The organism is Oxalicibacterium sp. (genome assembly GCF_035565035.1).
In the GTDB taxonomy this organism is placed as follows: domain Bacteria; phylum Pseudomonadota; class Gammaproteobacteria; order Burkholderiales; family Burkholderiaceae_D; genus Oxalicibacterium.
This window is the reverse complement of the sequence record NZ_DATMTD010000011.1, coordinates 1-21,112: the sequence shown is the minus strand read 5'-3', so window position 1 is coordinate 21,112 and position 21,112 is coordinate 1. Positions and strand designations below refer to the sequence as shown.

Annotated in this window: 21 protein-coding genes, 1 tRNA gene and 1 pseudogene; 10 read left to right on the top strand and 13 right to left on the bottom strand. The window is 56.7% G+C overall.

Annotated features, from left to right (window positions below):
- Positions 1-45: 45 nt before the first annotated feature.
- Positions 46-663, bottom strand: a complete 618-nt coding sequence (locus VN114_RS00920; RefSeq protein WP_325511047.1) for a nitroreductase family protein — start codon at positions 661-663, stop codon at positions 46-48.
- Positions 664-713: 50 nt separating this feature from the next.
- Positions 714-1,130 carry a cupin domain-containing protein gene (locus VN114_RS00915; RefSeq protein WP_325511044.1) on the bottom strand — a complete coding sequence of 139 codons (417 nt, stop codon included), beginning with the start codon at positions 1,128-1,130 and terminating at the stop codon, positions 714-716.
- Between the two features lie 96 nt (positions 1,131-1,226).
- Here VN114_RS00915 and VN114_RS00910 point away from each other — a divergent pair.
- Positions 1,227-1,406 (top strand): annotated as a pseudogene (locus VN114_RS00910) (GntR family transcriptional regulator); the annotation flags it as partial.
- Between the two features lie 117 nt (positions 1,407-1,523).
- Positions 1,524-2,636, top strand: coding sequence for a PLP-dependent aminotransferase family protein (locus tag VN114_RS00905; RefSeq protein WP_325511142.1), 1,113 nt, complete (start codon positions 1,524-1,526; stop codon positions 2,634-2,636).
- 101 nt (positions 2,637-2,737) lie between these two features.
- Here VN114_RS00905 and VN114_RS00900 read toward each other — a convergent pair whose 3' ends face one another.
- Positions 2,738-3,193: a DUF3788 domain-containing protein gene (locus VN114_RS00900; RefSeq protein WP_325511042.1), complete on the bottom strand. Its 456-nt coding sequence runs from the start codon at positions 3,191-3,193 to the stop codon at positions 2,738-2,740.
- Between VN114_RS00900 and VN114_RS00895 the strand changes: the two genes are divergently transcribed.
- The gene (locus VN114_RS00895) at positions 3,192-3,401 is read left to right on the top strand and encodes a hypothetical protein (RefSeq protein WP_325511040.1); all 210 of its coding nucleotides are present in this window, start codon (positions 3,192-3,194) and stop codon (positions 3,399-3,401) included. The genes VN114_RS00900 and VN114_RS00895 overlap by 2 nt on opposite strands.
- Positions 3,402-3,626: 225 nt before the next feature.
- Here VN114_RS00895 and VN114_RS00890 read toward each other — a convergent pair.
- From VN114_RS00890 to mutL, 3 genes are all read right to left on the bottom strand, one after another.
- Positions 3,627-3,703: transfer RNA gene (locus VN114_RS00890), tRNA-Met, on the bottom strand.
- Positions 3,704-3,875: 172 nt separating this feature from the next.
- Positions 3,876-4,829: a tRNA (adenosine(37)-N6)-dimethylallyltransferase MiaA gene (miaA, locus tag VN114_RS00885; RefSeq protein WP_325511038.1), complete on the bottom strand. Its 954-nt coding sequence runs from the start codon at positions 4,827-4,829 to the stop codon at positions 3,876-3,878.
- A gap of 24 nt (positions 4,830-4,853) precedes the next feature.
- Entirely contained in the window at positions 4,854-6,737 is a 1,884-nt protein-coding gene (gene mutL / locus VN114_RS00880) for a DNA mismatch repair endonuclease MutL (protein ID WP_325511036.1), read from the bottom strand.
- A gap of 169 nt (positions 6,738-6,906) precedes the next feature.
- Between mutL and VN114_RS00875 the strand changes: the two genes are divergently transcribed.
- Positions 6,907-7,548 carry a VTT domain-containing protein gene (locus VN114_RS00875; protein WP_325511034.1) on the top strand — a complete coding sequence of 214 codons (642 nt, stop codon included), beginning with the start codon at positions 6,907-6,909 and terminating at the stop codon, positions 7,546-7,548.
- Positions 7,549-7,605: 57 nt separating this feature from the next.
- Here VN114_RS00875 and VN114_RS00870 read toward each other — a convergent pair whose 3' ends face one another.
- The 5 genes from VN114_RS00870 to VN114_RS00850 form a co-directional block, all read right to left on the bottom strand.
- Positions 7,606-8,907, bottom strand: coding sequence for an N-acetylmuramoyl-L-alanine amidase (locus VN114_RS00870; protein ID WP_325511032.1), 1,302 nt, complete (start codon positions 8,905-8,907; stop codon positions 7,606-7,608).
- On the bottom strand, positions 8,871-9,359 hold the full coding sequence (tsaE, locus tag VN114_RS00865) for a tRNA (adenosine(37)-N6)-threonylcarbamoyltransferase complex ATPase subunit type 1 TsaE (RefSeq protein WP_325511031.1): 489 nt from the start codon (positions 9,357-9,359) through the stop codon (positions 8,871-8,873). Before tsaE ends, VN114_RS00870 begins: the two co-directional genes overlap by 37 nt.
- An 88-nt stretch (positions 9,360-9,447) precedes the next feature.
- Complete coding sequence (locus VN114_RS00860) at positions 9,448-10,338, bottom strand: AEC family transporter (protein WP_325511029.1); 891 nt, start codon at positions 10,336-10,338, stop codon at positions 9,448-9,450.
- A gap of 106 nt (positions 10,339-10,444) precedes the next feature.
- On the bottom strand, positions 10,445-11,035 hold the full coding sequence (locus VN114_RS00855; RefSeq protein ID WP_325511027.1) for a response regulator transcription factor: 591 nt from the start codon (positions 11,033-11,035) through the stop codon (positions 10,445-10,447).
- Positions 11,036-11,172: 137 nt separating this feature from the next.
- The gene (locus VN114_RS00850) at positions 11,173-13,203 is read right to left on the bottom strand and encodes a sensor histidine kinase (protein WP_414694176.1); all 2,031 of its coding nucleotides are present in this window, start codon (positions 13,201-13,203) and stop codon (positions 11,173-11,175) included.
- A gap of 241 nt (positions 13,204-13,444) precedes the next feature.
- Between VN114_RS00850 and VN114_RS00845 the strand changes: the two genes are divergently transcribed.
- The 6 genes from VN114_RS00845 to xerD all read left to right on the top strand — a co-directional run bounded on the left by VN114_RS00845 (position 13,445) and on the right by xerD (position 19,798).
- Complete coding sequence (locus VN114_RS00845) at positions 13,445-14,467, top strand: DctP family TRAP transporter solute-binding subunit (RefSeq protein WP_325511023.1); 1,023 nt, start codon at positions 13,445-13,447, stop codon at positions 14,465-14,467.
- A gap of 432 nt (positions 14,468-14,899) precedes the next feature.
- The gene (locus VN114_RS00840) at positions 14,900-15,877 is read left to right on the top strand and encodes a tripartite tricarboxylate transporter substrate binding protein BugD (RefSeq protein WP_325511021.1); all 978 of its coding nucleotides are present in this window, start codon (positions 14,900-14,902) and stop codon (positions 15,875-15,877) included.
- Between the two features lie 142 nt (positions 15,878-16,019).
- Positions 16,020-16,484, top strand: coding sequence for a tripartite tricarboxylate transporter TctB family protein (locus VN114_RS00835; protein WP_325511019.1), 465 nt, complete (start codon positions 16,020-16,022; stop codon positions 16,482-16,484).
- 38 nt (positions 16,485-16,522) lie between these two features.
- Positions 16,523-18,025, top strand: coding sequence for a tripartite tricarboxylate transporter permease (locus VN114_RS00830; protein ID WP_325511017.1), 1,503 nt, complete (start codon positions 16,523-16,525; stop codon positions 18,023-18,025).
- A gap of 331 nt (positions 18,026-18,356) precedes the next feature.
- Positions 18,357-18,860 carry a methylated-DNA--[protein]-cysteine S-methyltransferase gene (locus VN114_RS00825; protein WP_325511015.1) on the top strand — a complete coding sequence of 168 codons (504 nt, stop codon included), beginning with the start codon at positions 18,357-18,359 and terminating at the stop codon, positions 18,858-18,860.
- A gap of 38 nt (positions 18,861-18,898) precedes the next feature.
- On the top strand, positions 18,899-19,798 hold the full coding sequence (xerD, locus tag VN114_RS00820; protein ID WP_414694175.1) for a site-specific tyrosine recombinase XerD: 900 nt from the start codon (positions 18,899-18,901) through the stop codon (positions 19,796-19,798).
- Positions 19,799-19,822: 24 nt separating this feature from the next.
- Here the strand turns inward: xerD and kwaB are convergent, their stop codons facing one another.
- Positions 19,823-20,794, bottom strand: coding sequence for an anti-phage protein KwaB (kwaB, locus tag VN114_RS00815; protein WP_325511013.1), 972 nt, complete (start codon positions 20,792-20,794; stop codon positions 19,823-19,825).
- On the bottom strand, positions 20,791-21,112 hold a 322-nt coding region (gene kwaA, locus VN114_RS00810), incomplete at its 5' end, for an anti-phage protein KwaA (RefSeq protein ID WP_325511011.1). The genes kwaB and kwaA, both read right to left, overlap by 4 nt.

Here is a 21,112-nt window from a genome sequence, read left to right as displayed (position 1 = left end):
TGCGGTCCGCCAGCCTTTAGAGAAGTCTGATGCGAATCGATTTATCTAGACGAAATTCAATACCTCGGCCACTGGACGGCGCGGCTTTTGTGCCCAGTTTCCTGCGCGCTCCACCCCAATGGACAACAGCATGACCGGCACTTCGTTCTTGGTCAGCCCAAATTCGCGGTGCACGCCATCCGCATCGAAGCCGATCATTGGCGTCGAACCCAGACCCATCGAACGGGCTGCATAAATCATGGCCGCCGCACCGAAGGTGCCTGTACGCATTGCCTCGTCACGCTGGCGCTGAGGATGGTCCATGTAAAGACCACGCGCCGGGTTCTCCCATTCCGGCACCATCGTGGCCGGCATGACGCCCGCTTTCACCAACGGAGCCAGACGTTCTGGTATGACGCTGGCATCGGCTAATTGGCCGCAAATGATGAAAGTAACGGCTGCTTCGGTGATCGGAGGCTGACCCCATGCAATCGGGCTCAGCTTGGCTTTGGCTTCCGGTGTACGCACGGCGATGAAACGCCAGTTCTGCAAGTGGAATGAGGTTGGTGCGGCCGTGCCGATGCGCACGAGCTCATAGATCTGCTCGTCGCTCAAGCTGGCCTCCGGGTCGTAATACTTTGCAGAAGAGCGGCTCAAAATACATTCGATGACGGCGTTGCTCATGATTATTCCTATGAATAAAAAAGTGATGGATAGTTGAGGTACAGAGAGGCTTACCTGACCGGCGTGGTCAGTTCTTTGTCGTTGCTATCAACGACGAATATCGCCAGCAACTTTGCAGACCGGGTTTTGCTGGCGTTCCGGCTTACGGAATGGCTCGCGCCGGGCGGTTCGGACCAGCTCTCGCCGGAACGGTACACACGTACCTCGCCATCGTTCACCTTCGATTCGATCGCGCCTGATACAACGTATGCATAAATAAAGGCGGATTTCGCGTGTACATGCGGTGCTGAAGCGCCACCTGGCGGATAAACGACTTCTACAGCGACAAGCGATTTGCCGGGCAAATTGGGAATTGCCTGTTCAAAATTCGGCTTCACGATGTCGCCAGTCTCGTGGGCTACTGCATCAGCAGCGATGAGGATCGCAACAGCTCCGCAAAGTACAGTCAGAATTTTACGAATGATCATGGTTCGTTTTTTCCGTCATGGCGATGCAAGAATTCTGTACCATGGATGGTGTAAAAAAAAGAACCAAGAACCATCAATTTTGTGTGTACTAAGAATATGAATTCAGACCTGCAGATTCAACTCGACCGGACTGCAACGCTGTCCCTGTCAGAACAAATCCGAATGAGTATTGGCCGGGCGATCGAATCAGGCCTGCTCGCACCTGGTACTCGCTTACCTTCATGGCAGAGTCTTGCAGCGCACCTTGGCGTGGCTCGCGGCACCGTTCAAGCGGCGTATGAACGGTTATCCGATTCTCAGATGATCGAAACGTTTGGAGCCAGAGGCACCCGTGTAGCGCCAAGACCTCAGGCGGCTGCGACGCAACCTGAAGCGCCGCAGCAAGGAACTTTCATGAAAACCTATCAGGAAATGATGGCCGGTCCGGCCATCTTTCAGCTTGGTATCCCGGCAGCAGAAAGCATGCCGGAGAAACTTTTTGCGCGCGCCCGCTCTTCCAATCTATTGAAGACGGGATCTTTCTCGTCACTGGTCTATCCCGATCCCAGAGGAGAGATCGACTTGCGTCGTGAGATCGCGGGTTATCTCTCCATCTCCAGAAATCTTCACTGCTTTCCGGAGCAGATTTTTATTACTTCGGGATACAGTTCCGGCTTGGGTCTTGCACTGCGCGTATTAGGTTTGGACGGTAGAAAAGTCTGGATGGAAGAACCCGGGTTCTTTCTTACGCGGAAGGGGTTGGAACTTGCTCATTTGAATATCGTTCCGGTACCGGTGGACGCCGAAGGCCTCAACGTGGATTATGGAATCGAGAACGCCGGGGACGCAGCGTTAGCAGTGCTGACGCCCGGTCAACAAGCTCCATTGGGCACGACCCTGTCTTTGAGACGACGTCTTCAGTTGCTAGAGTGGGCAACCTCAACTGGTGCCTGGATCATCGAAGATGACTACCTCAGTGAGTTGCAACTGGAAGGCAGGCCGGCGCCCGCCCTGGCATCTTTGGACGAAGGAAAACGGGTGATCCACATAGGTTCTTTCAGCAAGACTGTCAGCCCGGGGCTACGGCTTGGATTTGTCGTAGTGCCTCCTGAACTGGCTGCCGCATTCTCCGAGGTAGCGGGAACACTTGCTCCGGCACCATCACCAGTCATTCAACTCGCAACAGCGCGATTTATGCATGATGGCCATTACGTCCAACGTGTCCGTCGTCTCAAGCGTCTCTATTCCGCTCAAAGCAACGCACTATGCGAGCAGTTACGCATGCGTGACACAGAATGGGTTAAGGCCGGTCTGGCTGTACTTCTTCGGCTTCCCGACGGCGCGCCTGACGTGCAGATTGTCCGGGAAGCGAAGACGATAGGCATGGCACCATCGCCTTTGTCGGCGTGGTTCGCGACTCCGTCCTGGGCCTTGTCCGGTCTTTTGCTCGGCGTTGCCACCGCGCCTCAATCGCAAGTCGTTAAATCATGCCGCCAACTGTTCGAGATCATCGACCGATATTGCTAGTCCCGTATCGCGACTTGTTTCTCGTCAAACGTGATTTCCCGACAACGGGACCTTGCCAGCGTCATCGATGTTTTGAAAACAAGCTTGCCTATTTTGATGTATCAAAAACAGGCAAGCGGAGGACGTTTCATACTCACAAGCTCCATCAGATCATGTCGATCATCTACAGATGAGATCGCAAGCGTCAGCCATTTCCCGTCAGTGTATGTTCGGGCTTCATCGTAGAGCGTAATCATCTGTGGGCTCCAGGCATAACGCCGCTCCTCAAACTTCTCTCGCTCCGCTTTCCCCAAGACCACCAGAACCGAAAGCAGTCTGTAGGCCGGCAGCAGGGTACAGAACGCCTTGGTCTTCTTGTAGCGCAGCGACCAGCCACGTTTTTTGCCGCCATAGAGCCAATCCGGCACGAAAACACCTGGATAGGATGCCTCGATCCAGCTTTGCAGTTCAGTCCAATGCTCGAACGCCTCAGCGCCCATCCAGTCGCGGATCATGCCCCCGTCAGGCGGCGCTGATTTGTCGCTGATTCTGTCGCCGATCTGAGGGAGCTGTTCCATGTCTTTTTCCGCATGCTTCAAATTGATTTTTGGTATGCCGACGCACGATCTTGGAGGGAGCTTCTCGCGAGAAATAAAATGCTTTGCAAGCTCTTCATTTGCCGGCAGATTGGCAATCGTTTATTCAAAAATCTGCTTCCCAATTTCGTTTGGGCATGCGTCGCAGCATCGCGCTGACGAAGAATATTCTGTACCGCCGATGGTATGAATAAAAGAACCAAGGCCTTTCATTTTTGTGTATACCAAGAGCAGGTGTCAGATTTGAGAGAGGCACGGCGTGTCGAGGCTTTTGAGGCTCGCAGATGCCGTGAAAAATACCGTCACAGAATTCAATGTCGATAAACCTTAAGACATTAGAAAAACAAAAAACCCGCCTCAGCACTAGGCTGGAGGCGGGTTCTTGTACGTTACGGGACTTCTTGAAACGTGTTCTTGGTGGTGATAGGTGGACTTGAACCACCGACCCCAGCATTATGAGTGCTGTGCTCTAACCAACTGAGCTATATCACCAGATAGCCGGAAATTATCGCGTTTTCGGATCGCCATGTCAATACGCGAATGCGTGGATTGCCAGCTTTGCAATTGAAGGGGCTTGGGGTTGTCTGACGGCGAAATGCATGAAAAATGCCGGGAGTAATGGGATGAAGCAGCGTATTCATCACGCCTGGCGGCGTGAACGGGTTTATTTCGCCGTCGTCATGGTGCGCTGAATTTCTTGCAGGACCTGCGTCGGCGCATCGCCTGCAAGGCAGTCGATGACATGTCGTTCCGGCATCGAACGCAGCCAGGTCAACTGGCGCTTGGCGAGTTGGCGGGTGGCAGCGATGCCTTTTTCGCGCAGGTCCGCCAGGCTGTAGAGTCCGTCCAGATATTCCCAGGTTTGCCGATAGCCGACGCATCGCATCGACGGCAGGTTGGGATGCAGGTCGCCGCGTGCGCGCAGTGCTTTTACTTCGTCGATCAGGTCGTCGTTTTTCAGCATCGCGTCGAAACGTGCTGCGATACGTTGGTGCAGGACGCTGCGATCCGACGGTTCTAGCGCGATGGAAAACAGGTCGAACGGCAATGTGCTTTTCGGTGCCTTTTCCAGCAGGGCGGACATCGGTTGTCCGGTCAGCAGATAGATTTCCAGCGCGCGCTGGATGCGTTGCGAATCGTTTGGCTTGAGGCGTGCGGCAGTGACCGGATCGATTTCCGCCAGACGCGCATGCAGTGCAGGCGTGCCGACTTCCGCTTCCTCCGCATCGAGTTCTGCGCGAATGGTGGCGTCGGCTTGCGGCAGATCGTCCAGGCCATCTTTCAATCCCTTGAAGTACAGCATCGTGCCACCGACCAGTAGCGGCAATTTGCCGCGTGCTGAAATTTCACCGACCAGCCTGATTGCGTCATTGCGAAACTGCATCACGGAATAGGCGTCGGTCGGATCGAGAATGTCGATCAGGTGATGCGGCACGCTGGCGAGTTCCGCGGCGGTCGGCTTGGCGGTGCCGATGTCCATCTCGCGATAGACGAGGGCGGAATCGACGGAGATGATTTCCGAAGGAATGTGCGCGGCGATCTCGAGCGCGGCGGCGGTCTTGCCGGACGCGGTCGGCCCCATGATGGCGACGGTCAGTGTTGCGTTGGACGGCGTCATGCGATGCGAAGGGAAAGCACGGTGTCATTGTCCACGCAGGAACAGTTTGTCCAGATCGGAAAGCCCCAGTTGCACCCATGTCGGGCGGCCGTGATTGCATTGGTCTGCCCGTTCGGTGGCTTCCATCTGACGCAGGAGCGCATTCATTTCCGGCACGGTCAATGCGCGATTGGCACGTACCGCCGTGTGGCAGGCAAGTGTGCCGAGCAATTCGTTGCGTCGTTCGACCAGCACGCGCGAGCCGCCGAATTCGCGCACGTCGCGCAATACATCGCGTGCGAGCGTTTGTGCATCGGCATTTTTCAACAGCGCCGGGACTGCGCGCACGGCGAGCGTGGTCGGTGACAGCACGGCGATATCGAAACCGAGCGAGCGCAGGATGTCCTGATTTTCTTCAGCGGTGCCGACTTCCACGCCGTCGGCATGGAAGGTCACGGGAATCAATAATGGCTGCACCTGCATCGCGTTGTCGTCCAGCGCGTTCTTCAACTGCTCGTACAAAATGCGCTCATGCGCAGCGTGCATGTCGATCAGTGCCAGGCCCTTGTTGTTTTGCGCGAGGATGAAAATGCCGTGCAACTGCGCCAGCGCAAAGCCGAGCGGAAATTCTTCATCCTGCGACATCGCGCTGTGCGTTGACGATGCGCCAGGTTGCAACGACGACGTGTTCGCAAATGAGCTTGTTGCCGGGGACGCGCCGCCGTCGACAAAGAACGCGCCGTAATTTTCCGTCGTTTGCGCAACACCCAAACCGGAACTGAATTGCGAAGCGAATGACGTCTGCTGCTGTTCGCGCAGCCACGGCAGCACATTCGACGATGCCGGTGTCGGCGCAGGCGCAGCACCGAAGGCGGTCGCGGAAGTCTGTGCCAGCGTGCGACTGACTGCGTGGAACACAAACTGATGCACGGCGCGACTGTCACGGAAACGTACTTCGATTTTCGACGGGTGCACGTTGACGTCCACCAGCGCCGGATCGAGATCAAGCGCAATCACGTACGACGGATAACGGTCGCCGTGCAGGACGTCCTGATAAGCGGCGCGCACCGCGTGCGTCAGCAGCTTGTCGCGCACGAAGCGTCCGTTCACGTAGAAATATTGCGCGTCGGCACGGGCCTTCGACGCCGTCGGCAAACCGATGAAGCCGTTCAGTCGCAACGGTCCGGCTTCCGCTTCCAGTTGCAGGCGCGCGCCGGAGAATTCGTTGCCGAGAATCTGTGCGCTGCGTTTGGCAATATCGTTCACGGTCCAGTGATCGACGGTCTTGCCGTTGTGCGACAGCGAGAACGAGACATCAGGACGTGACAGCGCGATGCGGCGAACGACTTCGGCGCAATGGCCGAATTCTGTCTGTTCCGTCTTGAGGAATTTGCGACGTGCCGGCGTGTTGAAGTACAGATCCTGCACGTCGATCGTGGTGCCTGGCGCGCCCGATGACGGTGCGACAGTGCTGCCGATCGTGCCGGCAAGCTCCCATGCGTGTTCCGCATCGGCGGTACGCGATGTCAATGTCAGTTGCGCGACGGAGGCAATCGATGCCAGTGCTTCGCCGCGAAAGCCGAGCGTGCCGACATTTTCCAGTTCGGTCAGTGAAACGATCTTCGACGTGGCATGCCGCGCCAACGCCAGCGGCATCTGGTCCGGTGCGATGCCGCGTCCGTTGTCGGTGATGACGATGCGTTTGACGCCGCCCTGTTCCAGACGCACGGTGATTTGCGTGGCGCCGGCATCGAGCGCGTTTTCCAGCAGTTCCTTGACTACCGCCGATGGACGTTCGACGACTTCGCCGGCAGCGATTTGCGAGATGAGCTGGTCGGACAGCGGCTGGATAGGACGCAATGGTGCCAGGCGCGCAGCGGTAAACGAGGAGGGCAGGGAATCGGGCTGGAAGTCGGAGGCGGATTGCATGGCACGGATTATAGCGTTGCGAACATTACGGTGCGCGGCTTGTCTGTACAGATTGTCATGCGTATTTTCGGTCGGGCGATACGGATGGCGATCAGACATCCGCCTGAATGCCGGCATCAATATCGACCTGCATCCCGGTGTATGATGCTGCCGCTACCGAGAGGAATTTATGGATTTCATGCAGTTCTTCGACATGATTTTGCATGTCGACAAGTATCTGGGAATGTTTATTACGCAATACGGTTCGATGATTTATCTCGTCCTGTTTGCGATCGTTTTCTGCGAAACCGGCCTCGTTGTTCTTCCTTTCCTTCCCGGCGATACCCTGTTGTTCATCGGCGGCGCATTTTGCGCTGCAGGCAGCATGCACATCGGTTTGCTGATCGGCTTGCTGATCATTGCGGCCATTCTGGGCAATACCGTCAATTACTGGATCGGCCACGCGATCGGCGAAAAGGTTTACACGCATGATTACCGCTGGCTCGATCGTCGTGCGCTGCAGCGCACGCATGCATTTTATGAAAATCACGGCGGCAAGACGCTGGTGCTGGCGCGCTTCGTGCCGATTGTGCGCACATTTGCCCCGTTCGTCGCCGGCATTTCGCGGATGACGTTCGTGAAGTTCCAGTTGTTCAATTGCACCGGCGCAATCCTGTGGGTTGGCTTGCTCGTGACGGGCGGATATTTGTTCGGCAACATTCCGTTCATCCGCGATCATCTGAACGCGATCGTACTGGTCGGCGTTGCAGCCGCAGCGGTTCCGGTGATGCTGGGCGCGTTGTGGAAGATCGGCAAGCGGTTCGCACGATAATCGAACGGTCAAAATCGCCAGTCAAAAAAATGGCGAATGCGATTCGCCGTCTGACCGTTACAGCATGCGGCTTTTCGCCAGCGGCGGATTGGCCGCAAAATACTTCTTGATGCCGTTGGTGACGGCATTCGCCATGCGATCCTGATAGGCGTCGTCGTTCAATCGGGCTTCTTCTTCAGGATTGGAAATGAACGCCGTCTCGATCAGAATGCTCGGAATATCAGGCGCCTTCAATACCGCAAAACCGGCCTGTTCGACCTCACCCTTGTGCAGGCGATTGATGCCGCCGATTTCCTTCAATACCGCATTGCCCAGTTTCAGACTGTCGTTGATCTGTGCGGTCGTCGACAGATCGAGCAATACGCTGGCGAGCTGCTTGTCGTGATTCTTGATGTTCGTGCCGCCGATCAGATCGGCTGCGTTTTCCTTGTTCGCCAGCCAGCGTGCTGCCGTCGAGCTGGCGCCTCTTTCCGATAGCGCAAATACAGACGAGCCGTTGGCTGTCGGTTTCACGAAGGCGTCGGCGTGGATCGAGACGAACAAATCTGCCTGCACCTTGCGCGCCTTTTGCACGCGCACATTCAACGGCACGAAATAGTCGCCGTCGCGCGTCAGCATCACGCGCATGTTCGGTTGCTGTTCGAGTTTGGCCTTCAGCCGTTTGGCGATTTCCAGCACCACGTGTTTTTCGTAGCTGCCGCGCTTGCCGATCGCTCCGGGGTCTTCGCCGCCGTGGCCGGGATCGAGCGCAATCGTCAGCATGCGCGTGACTTGTGGCGGTCGTTCCGATTTCGGTGCGGCGTAAGGTGGCTCGGCCTGGGCAACCGGCGGCGGCATGTCGGTCGCCGGTTCGCCGGCGGACCATTGGCCTTTTTCGATCAGCGCGGCAATCGGATCAGGCGGATTGACCGGATACAGATCGAACACCAGTCGATGTTGATATTCACCGACCGGCGCCAGCGTGAACACCTGTGGATTGACTTCTTCCTTCAGGTCGAACACCAGACGCACGACATTCGGCTGATTCTGGCCGACACGAATCTGCTTGATGTAGGGATCGTTCGAATGGACTTTGGCAACCAGGCTTTTCAGCGTCGGGTTCAGGTCAATGCCTTCAATATCGACGACCAGACGTTCCGGATTCTTGATGATGAAGTGCCGGGTCTTGAGATTGGTATCGTTTTCCAGCGTGACGCGCGTGTAATCGTCGGCGGGCCAGACGCGAACCGCGAGAATCTGTGCAGCGCGCGCAGTGAGGGGAGTCAGCAGGGAAATCAGCAGCGTGCCGCCGGCCTTGAGAACCGTGCGGCGTTTTCTTGCGTTCACAGGTTTGGAGCGAATTTCAGTCGGTTCAGACATTCAACACCTTGATCAGACAACGCATGCAATTCTACATCACGCCCTTCGCCGGCGACGGCGAGTGAAATGCGGATGTCGGGCGGCGGCAACACGCCGTCGGCTTTTTCCGGCCATTCGATGATGCAGACAGTCTGTTCGTTGAAGTGATCGCGGAAACCTGCATCGAGAAATTCGTCCGGTCCTGCCATCCGGTACAGATCGAAATGAATGACATTGATCGTGCGGCCATGTACATCGACGGTGTACGGTTCGGCCAGCGTATAGGTCGGACTTTTCACATGGCCGTCATATCCCAGCGCATGCAGCAGCGCACGCGTCAGCGCCGTCTTCCCCGCGCCCAGATCGCCATGCAGATAGATCGTCAATCCCGGTTCGATCGCACGCGCCAGCGCCGCGCCGAGTGCAAGCGTGCCGGCTTCTTCGTGCAGATGGGCGGTCAGATGAGATTGCATGCAGATTCCATCATGGGTAAGCGGCGCGCGCATTCATGTACGCGCCAGTACGATGCAAACTTTGCGGTGAAGTTCCATCGAAATGTTTTCAATGCAGGAAGGCCAGCCACAACGGCAGCGTCGCCATCGAAATCAGCGTGCCGGCAGAAATCAGAAACGCCACGAACGCGCCGTTGCCGCCCATGCGCACCGCCAGCACATAACTGCTGGATGCCGTCGGCAATGCGGCAAACATGACAACGAGTTGCAGATGCAACGGCGACAAACCGATCCAGGTGCCGAGCGCCCATGCAATTGCCGGTACGGCGAACAGTTTGACAGCGAGGAACCACGCGGCGATGCCTTTCGATGCATGCAGGCCAGTCACGCGCAACCCGGCGCCGACCATGATCAGGCCGAGCGCGATCGATGCATTGCCGAGTCGCGACAGGAACGCGCCGGCGATATCCGGCAACTGAAAGCCGCACAGGTTGAACAGCACGCCGGAAAGCGTCGCCAGCAGCAGCGGATTCTTGACCAGTTCCATCAGCAGGCCGCCCTTGTCCTTGACCAGCGCATGGACGGCGGCCATGTTGCACAGCGGGACCGCGAAACCGATGATCAGGCCCATCAGCGAGGTGCCTTCCGGGCCGCCGAGACGGCCGGCGATCGCCAGCGCGATATACGAGTTGAAGCGGAACGCTGTCTGCAAGCCGGATTCGAACACCATCGGACCGGCCTTGAACAGCGGCTTGGCCAGCCAGCCGAGCACGATGCCGCTGACGCAGGCGGCGATGGCAATTTGCAGGACTTCGCCGGTCGCGGAAAAGTCGATGGGCGCGCGTGCCGTCGAATAGAACAGCAACGCCGGAAACAGCACGTAATAAATCATCTTTTCCGCGCCGGCCCAGAACTCGGGACCCCAATCCGTGATGCGCAGCAGCACTGCGCCGAACAGGATCAGCATGAAGTCGGGCAGCAGGATATTGACGATGTGCATGAATGGTCAGTGCAAACTCGCGGTGTCTGTCGTTTGGTCGACAGCGTGTTCAGGAATCGGGAAATGCGACGACACCGGATGTGATGCCGTCCGGCGGCGTCATGAATTATTTCAGCAGCCGTGCCAGTTCCACGGCGGTCTTCACATTCATCTTGTCGAAAATATGCGCGCGATGCACTTCCACCGTGCGCATGCTGATGCCGAGCTTGTCGGCGATGACCTTATTCATCTTGCCTTCCAGGATCAGGTCCAGCACTTCGCGTTCGCGGCTCGACAGCGCAGACAGTCGCGTGTGAATCGCGGCGCTGGCCGATGCCTGTTCGGAGGACAGCAGTGCTTCCTGTACGCGATCCATCAACTTGTTGTCGTTGAACGGCTTTTCGAAGAAATCGAAGGCGCCACGCTTCAGCGCATCGACGGCCATCGGCACGTCACCGTGGCCGGTCAGGAAGATCACCGGAAAAAGCTGGGTTTGTCCGCGCGACGACAGCAGGTCGAACAGCGCAATGCCGCTGATGTCGGGCATGCGCACGTCGAGCAGCACGCATTGCCCCTGCGGGCCGAGGCGCAGGATATTGTCCAGCGAGGCCAGAAAGGTCTTGCCGCTGTCGTAGGCCGTCGCCGCGATGCCGCGCGAGCGGGCCAGCCACAGCAGCGAATCGCGGATTACTTCTTCGTCGTCAATGATGTGCAGCATGGAATGTCCTGTCTGCGGCCGATATGCAAGCGCGCATTTGTGTACAGAGCGCGTGCAGTGAGCGGCCGGTGGAATGGCAAAACGTCATGGATCGATTCGTAATGCCCTGTCAGTTCGCAATTGTCCGGGCGAACGCCTTATTTTGCAACGCCATCGTCGCGCGGGGCCGGACGCGAGAGCGGCAGGGAAAAACGGAAGATCGTGCCGCCGCCCGGATTGTCCGCATGTGTCAACGCGCCGCCGTGGAATTCGATTGCGGTACGGCAGATGGAAAGGCCCATGCCCATGCCGTCAGCCTTGGTCGAAAAGAACGGCGAGTACAGTCGTGCTGCGACGTCCGCCGGAATCCCGTGGCCGTGGTCGCTGATGGCAACAACGACATTGGGTGGCGCGCTGCGGTCGACGCTGGCGATGATGCGCAGAATGCGTTTTTCCGGCGCCGTGTCCTGCATCGATTCGATGCCGTTGCGCGTCAGGTTCAGCAGCACCTGCTCCAGCAGCACACGATCGGCCAGCACCGGCGGCAGGTCGTGCGGAATGTCGGTACGAATGGAGACGAAATATTTTTGCGCCTGCAGCTCGACCAGCGGTGCGACGCTTTCGATCAGTTCTGCGATGGTGATCGAGGTGCGCAGAGGTTCGCGTTTCTTGACGAAAGTGTGGACGCTTCGGATGATCTGGCCGGCACGTTGCGCCTGGGCGTTTGCGCTTTGCAGCGCGTGCGTCAGCATGCCGAGATCGACGTTGGCTTTTTCATCCGGCTGTTCGCGATCGAGCAGGTTCAGTGCGCCGGTGGTATAGCTGGAGATGGCGGCGAGCGGCTGGTTCAGTTCGTGCGCCAGCGTCGAGGCAATCTCGCCCATCGTCGCCAGACGCGCACTGGCCTGCAGTTTTTCCTGCTGCTGGCGGTTCAGGTCTTCGACGCGCTTGCGGTCGGAAATGTCGAGAATCGAGCCCATCCAGCCGGTCTGGCGGCCGCTGTCGTCCACCAGCGGCGATTCGAAAATCAGTACCGGGATGCGACTGCCGTCCGAATGCATGAAGATCGTTTCGAAACCCTGCGGCGACGCGGTGCCGGCGGCAACCTGCGAAAAGTGCAGATGGTATTCGGCCATCGCCTCCGGCGCCCAGTACGGCATCGGGGGCAGGTGACCGACGATGTTTTCGGCAGGAATGCCGACCATTTCGGAAAAAGCGGGATTGACGTAGGTGACGCGGCCATCGAGATCACGCGCACGCAGGCCGGTGATCAGCGAGTTCTCCATCGCGGTACGAAAGGCGATCTGCTGGCGCAATGCGTTTTCCGCTGCCATGCGTCGGTTGATGTCGCGCCACAGCGCGATCAGGCTCCAGATCAGGCCGAGCGAAAGCAGGATGATGGTATCGACCAGCAGGCTGGGCAAAAGCTTCGGTGCGCTCTTGATGCTGTTGGTCGTCAGTTGCAGCGACACGCCGGCAAGGTTGAGCGCGCGGCGATGCGTATAGACACCGCGACCCGCGCCACCCGATGCGCGCTTGTGGATGATGTTGCCGTTGATGTCGGTCAGCGCGATTTCATTGTCCTGTGCAAACCACCACGGCACGATGTCGTCGAGGATGCTGGAGGCGAGATAGCTGACGACGATGCTGCCGGTATATTTCCTGTCGTTGAACAGCGGCACGTGATAGTCGAGCATCACGGGACCGGTGATGTCCGGCGCCGGCTGGCTGTACAGCGGCGTACGCGTGGCGCGCGCACGCTCGTCGGCGAGTTTGGATGGCGGCGACAGTTCCTTGTACGAGATCAGCGTTTCATCGGTCGATGCGAGCAAACGGCCGGTGGCATCGAGTTCGATGATGCGGTGGATTTCGTGATTGTTGCGGATCAGGTTTTCCATCCGCTCCTGCAGGCGCGCGCCGCGCAGATAACCGGCAGCGATTTCCGCGCCCATCAGGTTCAGGCTTTCTTCATTGCGCTGCAACTGGAAGCGGATGGTCTGTTCGACCCACAACGAGTCGGCGATCAGCTGTTCCTGACGCTCGGCCGTCTCTTGCTGCTTTTCATGCAACGGCAGCCAGATCAGCGTGGTGATGAAGAGCAGGACGATGAAAAGCGGCAACAGCCAGCGCCAGGCCATTTTGCGGCTGGGAAAAATGGAGCCGGCGGAGCGGGAAGGGTTTGCTATCATAAACAGTCAATGCGCCTGACCCTGACGGAGGGATGGCGGGTTGTGCGAATTGCCGCGCACGGTATTGCAAGGCATGCATCGCGGTCGGCGTTACGTCATTCTGACGCAAGCGATGCAGGAAATACACCGAAAACGCTGGCATTCCGCTCTCCCTGGATGTGGTTATCCACACTTGTGAGGAGTCGTGCGACTGCGCATAGTATCAATAAAAATCAAAATGAGAGATTTAACCGTCCGCGCAATGAAAATCGCATTAAAACTGTATCTGAAGGTGTTGCTCGGACTGGCGTTGTCGCTGGCCGCAACGGCCGTTCCTGCGCAGACCACGACTGTCATCAAGTTCAGTCACGTCGCGGGTATCGACACGCCCAAAGGCAAGGCCGCGCAGCGCTTCAAGGAACTGGTCGAACAGGCCAGCCGTCGCCGCCTGCGCGTCGATGTCTATCCGAATAATCAGTTGTACAAGGAATCCGACGAACTGGAGGCGCTGCAGCTCGGTGCCGTGCAGATGCTGGCGCCATCGCTGGTCAAGCTGACACAGTCCGGCGTGCGCGAGTTCGAGGTCTTCGATCTGCCTTATGTTTTTTCCAACGACGCATCCGTCGCGCGGGTAACCGAAGGTCCGGTCGGCCGCAGTCTGCTGAAAAAACTGGAATCGAAAGGGATGGTCGGACTCGGTTACTGGAACAGCGGCTTCAAGGTGATGTCGGCCAACAAATTGCTGAACTCGCCGGACGATTTCAAGGGCTTGCGCATGCGCGTCCATTCATCGCAAACACTCGATGCGCAGATGGAAGCGCTCGGCGCGATACCGCGTCTCTTGGATTCCGGCGAAGTGCATCTTGCCCTGCAGGCCGGCTTGATCGACGGCACCGAAAGCACGCCGGCTTCGTTTCAGGCGCGCAAGTTGTATGACGTACAAAGCAATCTGACGGTTTCCAATCACGGTTATCTTGGCAGCGCGGTCGTCGTCAACAAGAAGTTCTGGGATGGCCTGCCATCGGATCTGCGTGACGTGATCAGCAATGCCATGAGCGAAGCGACTGCGTACGGCAATCAACTTGCCGCACAGGAAAACGCTGCTGCACTGGCCGCAATGAAGAAGAACAAGAAGGTCAGGATTCGTACGTTGACCGACAAGGAAACGGCCGCCTGGCGCAAGGCACTGCAACCGGTGCGCGGCGATCTGGAAAGCCGGATCGGCAAGGCAGTCGTCATGGCCGTTGTGCTGGAAGCGGAAAAGCGCCGCATCGGGGATCGCTGACAACGACAATCAAACGACAAACGGGCAGGTGCAGATAAGGCAAATAAAAAAATCCGCAGAAGGTTTCGCGGATTTTTTTATTTGTTTGCAATTCCTGCAATGAGGAATACGCTGACCGTATCGGCACATCATCAAATTACATGCAATGTCCATGCAAGATATTCATGGTTGCGGACGGCCAATAAAATGGTTAGTCTTGTTCGCGCAAGTTTGGTGAAAGGTTCGCTTCCTACAATGCGGACAGGAATTTTTTAACTTTAACCAGACATTGTCGAAACAATATGAAGCAGCGCACGCATTTGCGTGATGCATGCCGAATTGAAAACGATATCTGCGTCGCCTCAGGCTTGAGGCGAATGAGGCGACAAGCAGAAATGGCGGTTGAGATCGCGTTATGTTGTACCCAACAATAATCAGAGCGGAGACAATCTCATGAAAAGCATCTTTCTGAAATCGATGGTTGGCCTGGCGTTGTGCGCCAGCGCATTTGCCCACGCACAAACACCGTATCCGACCAAGACCGTCACGATGGTCGTGCCGTTCGCGGCAGGTGGTCCGACCGATACCGTCGCGCGCCTGGTGGCGCAATCCATGAGCACCACGCTGAAGCAGACTGTCATCGTTGAAAACGTTGGCGGTGCCGGCGGCACGATCGGCGCGGCACGCGTGGCCAAATCGGCACCGGACGGCTACACAATTTTCTTGCACCACATCGGCATGTCCACGGCTCCGACGCTGTATCGCAAGCTGAGCTACAACGCGGTCGACGATTTCGAGCCGGTCGGTCTGGTGACTGATGTGCCGATGACCTTCATCGCGCGCTCCAATTTCCCTGCCAAGGATCTGAAAGAACTGCTGGCCTACGTAAAAGCCAACAAGGACAAGGTCACTTACGCGAACGCCGGCGTCGGCTCTGCTTCGCACTTGTGCGGCATGCTGTTCATGACGGCGATCGATACCGAACTGACCACGGTTCCGTACAAAGGCACCGGCCCGGCAATGAACGATCTGCTCGGCAATCAGGTGGACTTCATGTGCGATCAGACCACCAACACCACCAGCCAGATCAAGAGCGGCAAGGTCAAGGCCTACGCTGTGACGACCAAGAAACGCGTGCCGTCGCTGTCGAACCTGCCGACCATGAACGAAGCCGGCCTGCCAGGTTTTGAAATCGCCGTCTGGCACGGTCTGTATGCACCGAAAGGCACACCGAAACCGATCATCGATTCGCTCGCCACCGCTCTGCAAGTGGCGTTGAAGGATGCCACGGTCAAGCAGCGTTTTGCCGATCTGGGTACCGAACCGGTCGCTGCAGATCAGGCGACGCCTGAAGCACTGCGTGCGCATCTGAAGTCCGAAATCGCGAAGTGGGCACCGATCATCAAGAAGGCGGGCGTCTACGCCGACTAAGGATCGCTGCATCGTTTCCGTAAAAAATGCCGAGCTGCATATCTGCAGACTCGGCATTTATTTGTAGTGCGCTGTCATTATTTGTCATCATCGATCCGATCTGCAGCAGGCCGGATAACAGGTATCAAGAAGGGGAAGCGATTTGCCATCATTCATTCGACATCCGAAGGATTTCTGGACCGGCGTCATATTTCTGATTGTCGGTCTGGCGGCGGTCATCATCGGCCGTGACTACACGATGGGGACTGCGGGCAGAATGGGGCCGGCGTATTTCCCGACGGTTCTCGGCGGTCTGTTGAGCCTGATCGGCCTGGCGGCCGTGGTGCGTTCGTTCTTCCGTGAAGCGGACGAGCCGATCGGCAAGTTCGCCATCAAGGAAACGATCCTGATCCTGTCCGGCGTCATCCTGTTCGCGTTCCTGATTCGCGGCGCGGGGATGGTGGTGGCGGTGATTGCGATCGTGCTGATGAGCGCATTCGCAAGCGCCAAGTTCAAATGGAAAAGCGGGATCCTGCTGGCGGCCGGATTGGCCGTCTTCGCAATTCTGGTTTTCATCAAGTTGCTCGGCTTGCCGATCGCAATTTTCGGCCCGTGGTTTGGCGGTTGATACAACTGCCGACTGGCGCTTAACGAAGAGGCAAGAAAATGGAATTATTCGCTAATTTGGGATTGGGTTTCGAAACGGCGTTCACGCTGACGAACCTGACTTACTGCCTGATCGGCGTGTTTCTCGGTACGGCAGTTGGCGTATTGCCGGGGCTGGGGCCGACCGCGACAATCGCGATGCTGCTACCGGCAACCTTCACGCTGGCACCGATTTCGGCGCTGATCATGCTGGCCGGTATATATTACGGCGCGCAATACGGCGGCTCGACAACCGCGATTCTGGTCAATCTTCCCGGCGAATCGTCATCCGTGGTGACGGCGATCGATGGTTACCAGATGGCGCGGCAAGGAAATGCCGGCAAGGCGCTGGCAACCGCCGCGATTGCCTCGTTCTTCGCGGGAACGGTGGCCACCATATTGCTGGCGCTGTTTGCGCCGCCGCTTGCCGATCTGGCATTGAAGTTCGGTCCTGCCGAATATTTCTCGCTGATGGTGCTGGGTCTGGTCGCCTCGGTCGTGCTGGCCAGCGGTTCGCTGCTCAATGCAATCGGCATGGTGTTGCTGGGCTTGCTGCTCGGCCTGATCGGGTCCGACGTCAATTCCGGCGCAGCGCGTTATACCTTCGACCTGCCTGAACTGGCGGACGGCATCAACTTCGTGATCGTCGCGATGGGCATGTTCGGTATCGGTGAAATCATCCGTAACCTGGAGCACGAGGAAACGCGCTCGCTGGTGATGAAGAAGGTGTCGGGCCTGATGCTGAACAAGGAAGACTTCAAGCGCGTTGCCGCGCCGATTTTCCGTGGCACCTGGTTGGGCGCGGCACTCGGTATCCTGCCGGGCGGTGGTGCGATGCTGGCATCGTTCTCCGCCTATTCGATCGAAAAGAAAATCTCCAAGAACTCGAAGCAGTTCGGCAAGGGCGCGATCGAAGGCGTGGCCGCACCGGAGGCGGCAAACAACGCCGGTGCACAGACATCGTTCATCCCGATGCTGACGCTCGGTATTCCATCGAACCCGGTGATGGCGCTGATGATCGGCGCGATGATCATCCAGGGCATCCAGCCGGGACCTGCCGTCATGACGGAACAACCGACCCTGTTCTGGGGCTTGATCGCCTCGATGTGGATCGGGAATTTCTTCCTGGTGGTGCTGAATCTGCCGATGATCGGGCTGTGGGTGCGCATGATCATGGTGCCGTATCACCTGCTTTTCCCGGCCATTCTGATGTTCTGTGCGATCGGTGTTTTCAGTCTGAACAACAGCGATTTTGACGTTTATTTAATGGCGTTATTCGGATTGTTCGGTTATATTTGCGCAAAACTTGGCGCCGAACCTGCTCCGATGCTGCTGGGTTTCATCATCGGACCGATGATGGAAGAATACCTGCGACGTGCACTGCTGCTGTCGCACAGCGATCCGCTGGTATTCGTGCAGCGTCCGATCAGCGCAGTCATGCTGGGAGCGGCAGTCCTGGCGCTCGCCGTGGTTCTGTTGCCGGCATTACGCAAAAAACGTGAGGAAGCATTCAAAGAAGAATAAAGGCTTGGCGCGTCACCCGAGTTGAGACGGGTGTCAGTGTCAGTGGGCCGAGGAGACATGCGTTTCACAGAAGCTGTTGGGGAGCAATCCATCAAACGGCCGGAACGCAATAGAAATTTCGGGGGTGCATCGCAAGATGCACCCTTTTTATTTTTTGCGGACGTGGTTTTCGCTTCGATCGCTTCCCGTTTCCAGTTTCGTTCTTCGCTCCATTTTTTGTTCCGATTCTGCCCCGATCCTCGTACCCGATTCGGCACGCACAGCGCAGCATCGCGCTTTTGTTTTATGCTGTGACTTGTTCGTGATTCATTCCGCTGATTCCCTGGTTCCTATGCGCAATTCCGCACCCGATCATCTGTTTTCCGCCGTCGTTGAATCGACGTTCGGCGCCATCGGCATTCGTACCGAAAGCGGCGTCGTGCGTGAACTCGTTTATCTGCCCGCCACCTTTCACGAGAAAGCGCCAACCGATGCACTCGCCGAACGTGCCGCACGTCAGGTCGAACGTTATCTGAGCGACGCCGACTTCCGTTTCGATCTGCCGCTGGCGCAGGTCGGTTCCGAGTTTCAGCAAAAAGTGTGGAAGGCGATTTCCCGCATCCCGCGCGGCAAGGTACTGACCTACGGCGACATCGCGCGCCATATTCGTTCTGCGCCGCGTGCAGTCGGCCAGGCATGCGGCGCCAACTGGTTTCCGCTGGTGATTCCATGCCATCGCGTAACGGCAGCTGGCGGCCTGGGCGGTTTCGGCAATACCGATGACGAGGCGGGCTTCCACCTCGGCGTCAAGCGCTGGCTGCTCGCGCATGAAAAGGTCGAAGGCTACAAACGATGAGCCGGGCGGCAGCGATGGCAAAAGCGGGATCGCCAAAGATGTCCGCATCATCGGGGCACGCCGAGATCGATGAATTCTGCGACACGCTGTGGCTGGAAGACGGATTGTCGAAGAACACGCTGGAAGCCTACCGACGCGACTTGCGCCTGTTTGCCGACTGGCTGCAGGCCGAACGCAGCAAGACCTTGCTGGCCGTGCAACCGGATGACCTGAACGCCTACTTCTTCGCCAAGCACGCGACGACGAAGGCAACGACCTCGAACCGCCGTCTTTCCGTCCTCAAGCGCTTCTATCAACTCGCACTGCGCCAGAACCGCATCACTGCCGATCCCTGTCTCAAACTGCATTCCGCCAAACAGCCGCCGCGCATCCCGAAGACGCTATCCGAAGCGCAGGTCGAAGCCTTGCTCGGCGCACCCGACCTCGGTACGCCGCTCGGCCTGCGCGACCGCACGATGCTGGAACTGATGTACGCCAGCGGCCTGCGCGTGTCCGAACTCGTGCTGCTCAAATCGGTGGAAGTCGGGATGAACGAAGGCGTGTTGCGCGTCACCGGCAAGGGCGACAAGACGCGGCTGGTGCCGTTCGGCGAAGAAGCACGCGCGTGGATTGAACGATATTTGAAGGAAGCACGTCCGGCGATTCTGGGCGGGCAGATCGACGATGCATTGTTCGTCACCGCACGAGGCGGTGCAATGACGCGACAGATGTTCTGGACGTTGATCAAGAAGCACGCGGCAGCCGCAGGCATCAACGCACCGCTGTCGCCGCACACCTTGCGTCACGCGTTTGCCACGCATCTGTTGAATCACGGTGCAGATCTGCGTGTCGTGCAATTACTGCTGGGGCATGCGGATATTTCGACGACACAGATTTATACACATGTGGCGCGGGAGAGGTTGAAGCAACTACACAGGTTGCATCATCCGCGTGGATGATGCTGTCCAAGGACGAGGGAAAAGTTAGGGATTGGCCTCTGCTTCAAGATTGTCTTTGGCAAGGCTGGCGTAATATCGTTTCGTTAATTCTGACTGTAAAAAGTCATCATTGAGTAGCTTGAGGAAGAGGTCTTGCGATACTTTTGTATCCAATTTGAGCTTGGAACCATCATCACTGAGTCGGAATTTTCCTCGAAGCGCAGGATGGCTATCGACGAATGCAATTACTTGTGCATTTGGAATAACGCCTAGTACTGGAGAAGCCTTAGCCGCTCGAACGAGTTTTCTCGAGAATGAAATGTCATCAAGTCTCGCCGTTAGGGCTAATGTATCAACTACAAGCTGTGCTTGATCAATATTGGCGATTCCTTGTGTCGCGATGTTTCTTATAGCATCGTGGAATCCAAAGAATCTTTCCAATGTCTTGATATCGACAATAAAGTATTCATTATCGATTCGAATAAACTCAAATTTGGAATTGATACGAAGTACGTCGTCTTCTAATTTGACCAGACGATTTTGATTGCGAATTCTCACAAGACTAAAAGCACTATCACGCTTGAGTAGAGCCACAGGATATTGGTGTTTGTATAGTGCTAATTGTTGTTGTCCATGCCCAAGAATTATCAGTATTCCTTTTAAATGAGCTAGATCATCTGCCTCAAAACTGAAAACTTCGAAATCATCGCGCTGAAGGATAGTGGCGAGATGTTGAATTTGAGCTGGTACCTCGGGAAGATCATATTGATAAATGGCGTTTGCACGATCATCGGCGCTAGAAATATTTAATAATGACAATTCGTCATTCAATAAGACGGTGCCACTAATTGCTTCAATAAAATTTTGCGCTAGTTCATTGACGGTATTTTGATCGATGTCCGCTCTTTTGATGGAAATCTGCCCGTTGTTGTCATCCAGAAGAAAGTAGAACTCTGCTGAACAGGCTTCGTCTGAAATTACGTCAGATATTTTTGTTCTTAGTGCGTCAAGGCTCATTTGCTTCCCTTTGCGTAGTAAACACAACCGTCTAATTCTAAAAACGTTATCTTGTCCCCCTCTTTGATGTGATCTTTGGTAATTAGAGTCACCTTCACTTGCTCTCCAGTTCGACGAGTCACCTTGGCGGAGTAGAGGCGGAAGCCGAGTACCGCAAGCGTCGGATTGGCATAAAACTTATCTGTCCTAACATAGATGATGCCGATAACGACTAGGAGCAGTGCTAATGCGATCAGATATCTCTCGCTTGTCAGGTTGAAACATATGAGGGGGATGATGTAGGTGGTCAGGAAAGTCAAGTGTTCGTAGTTGATATCC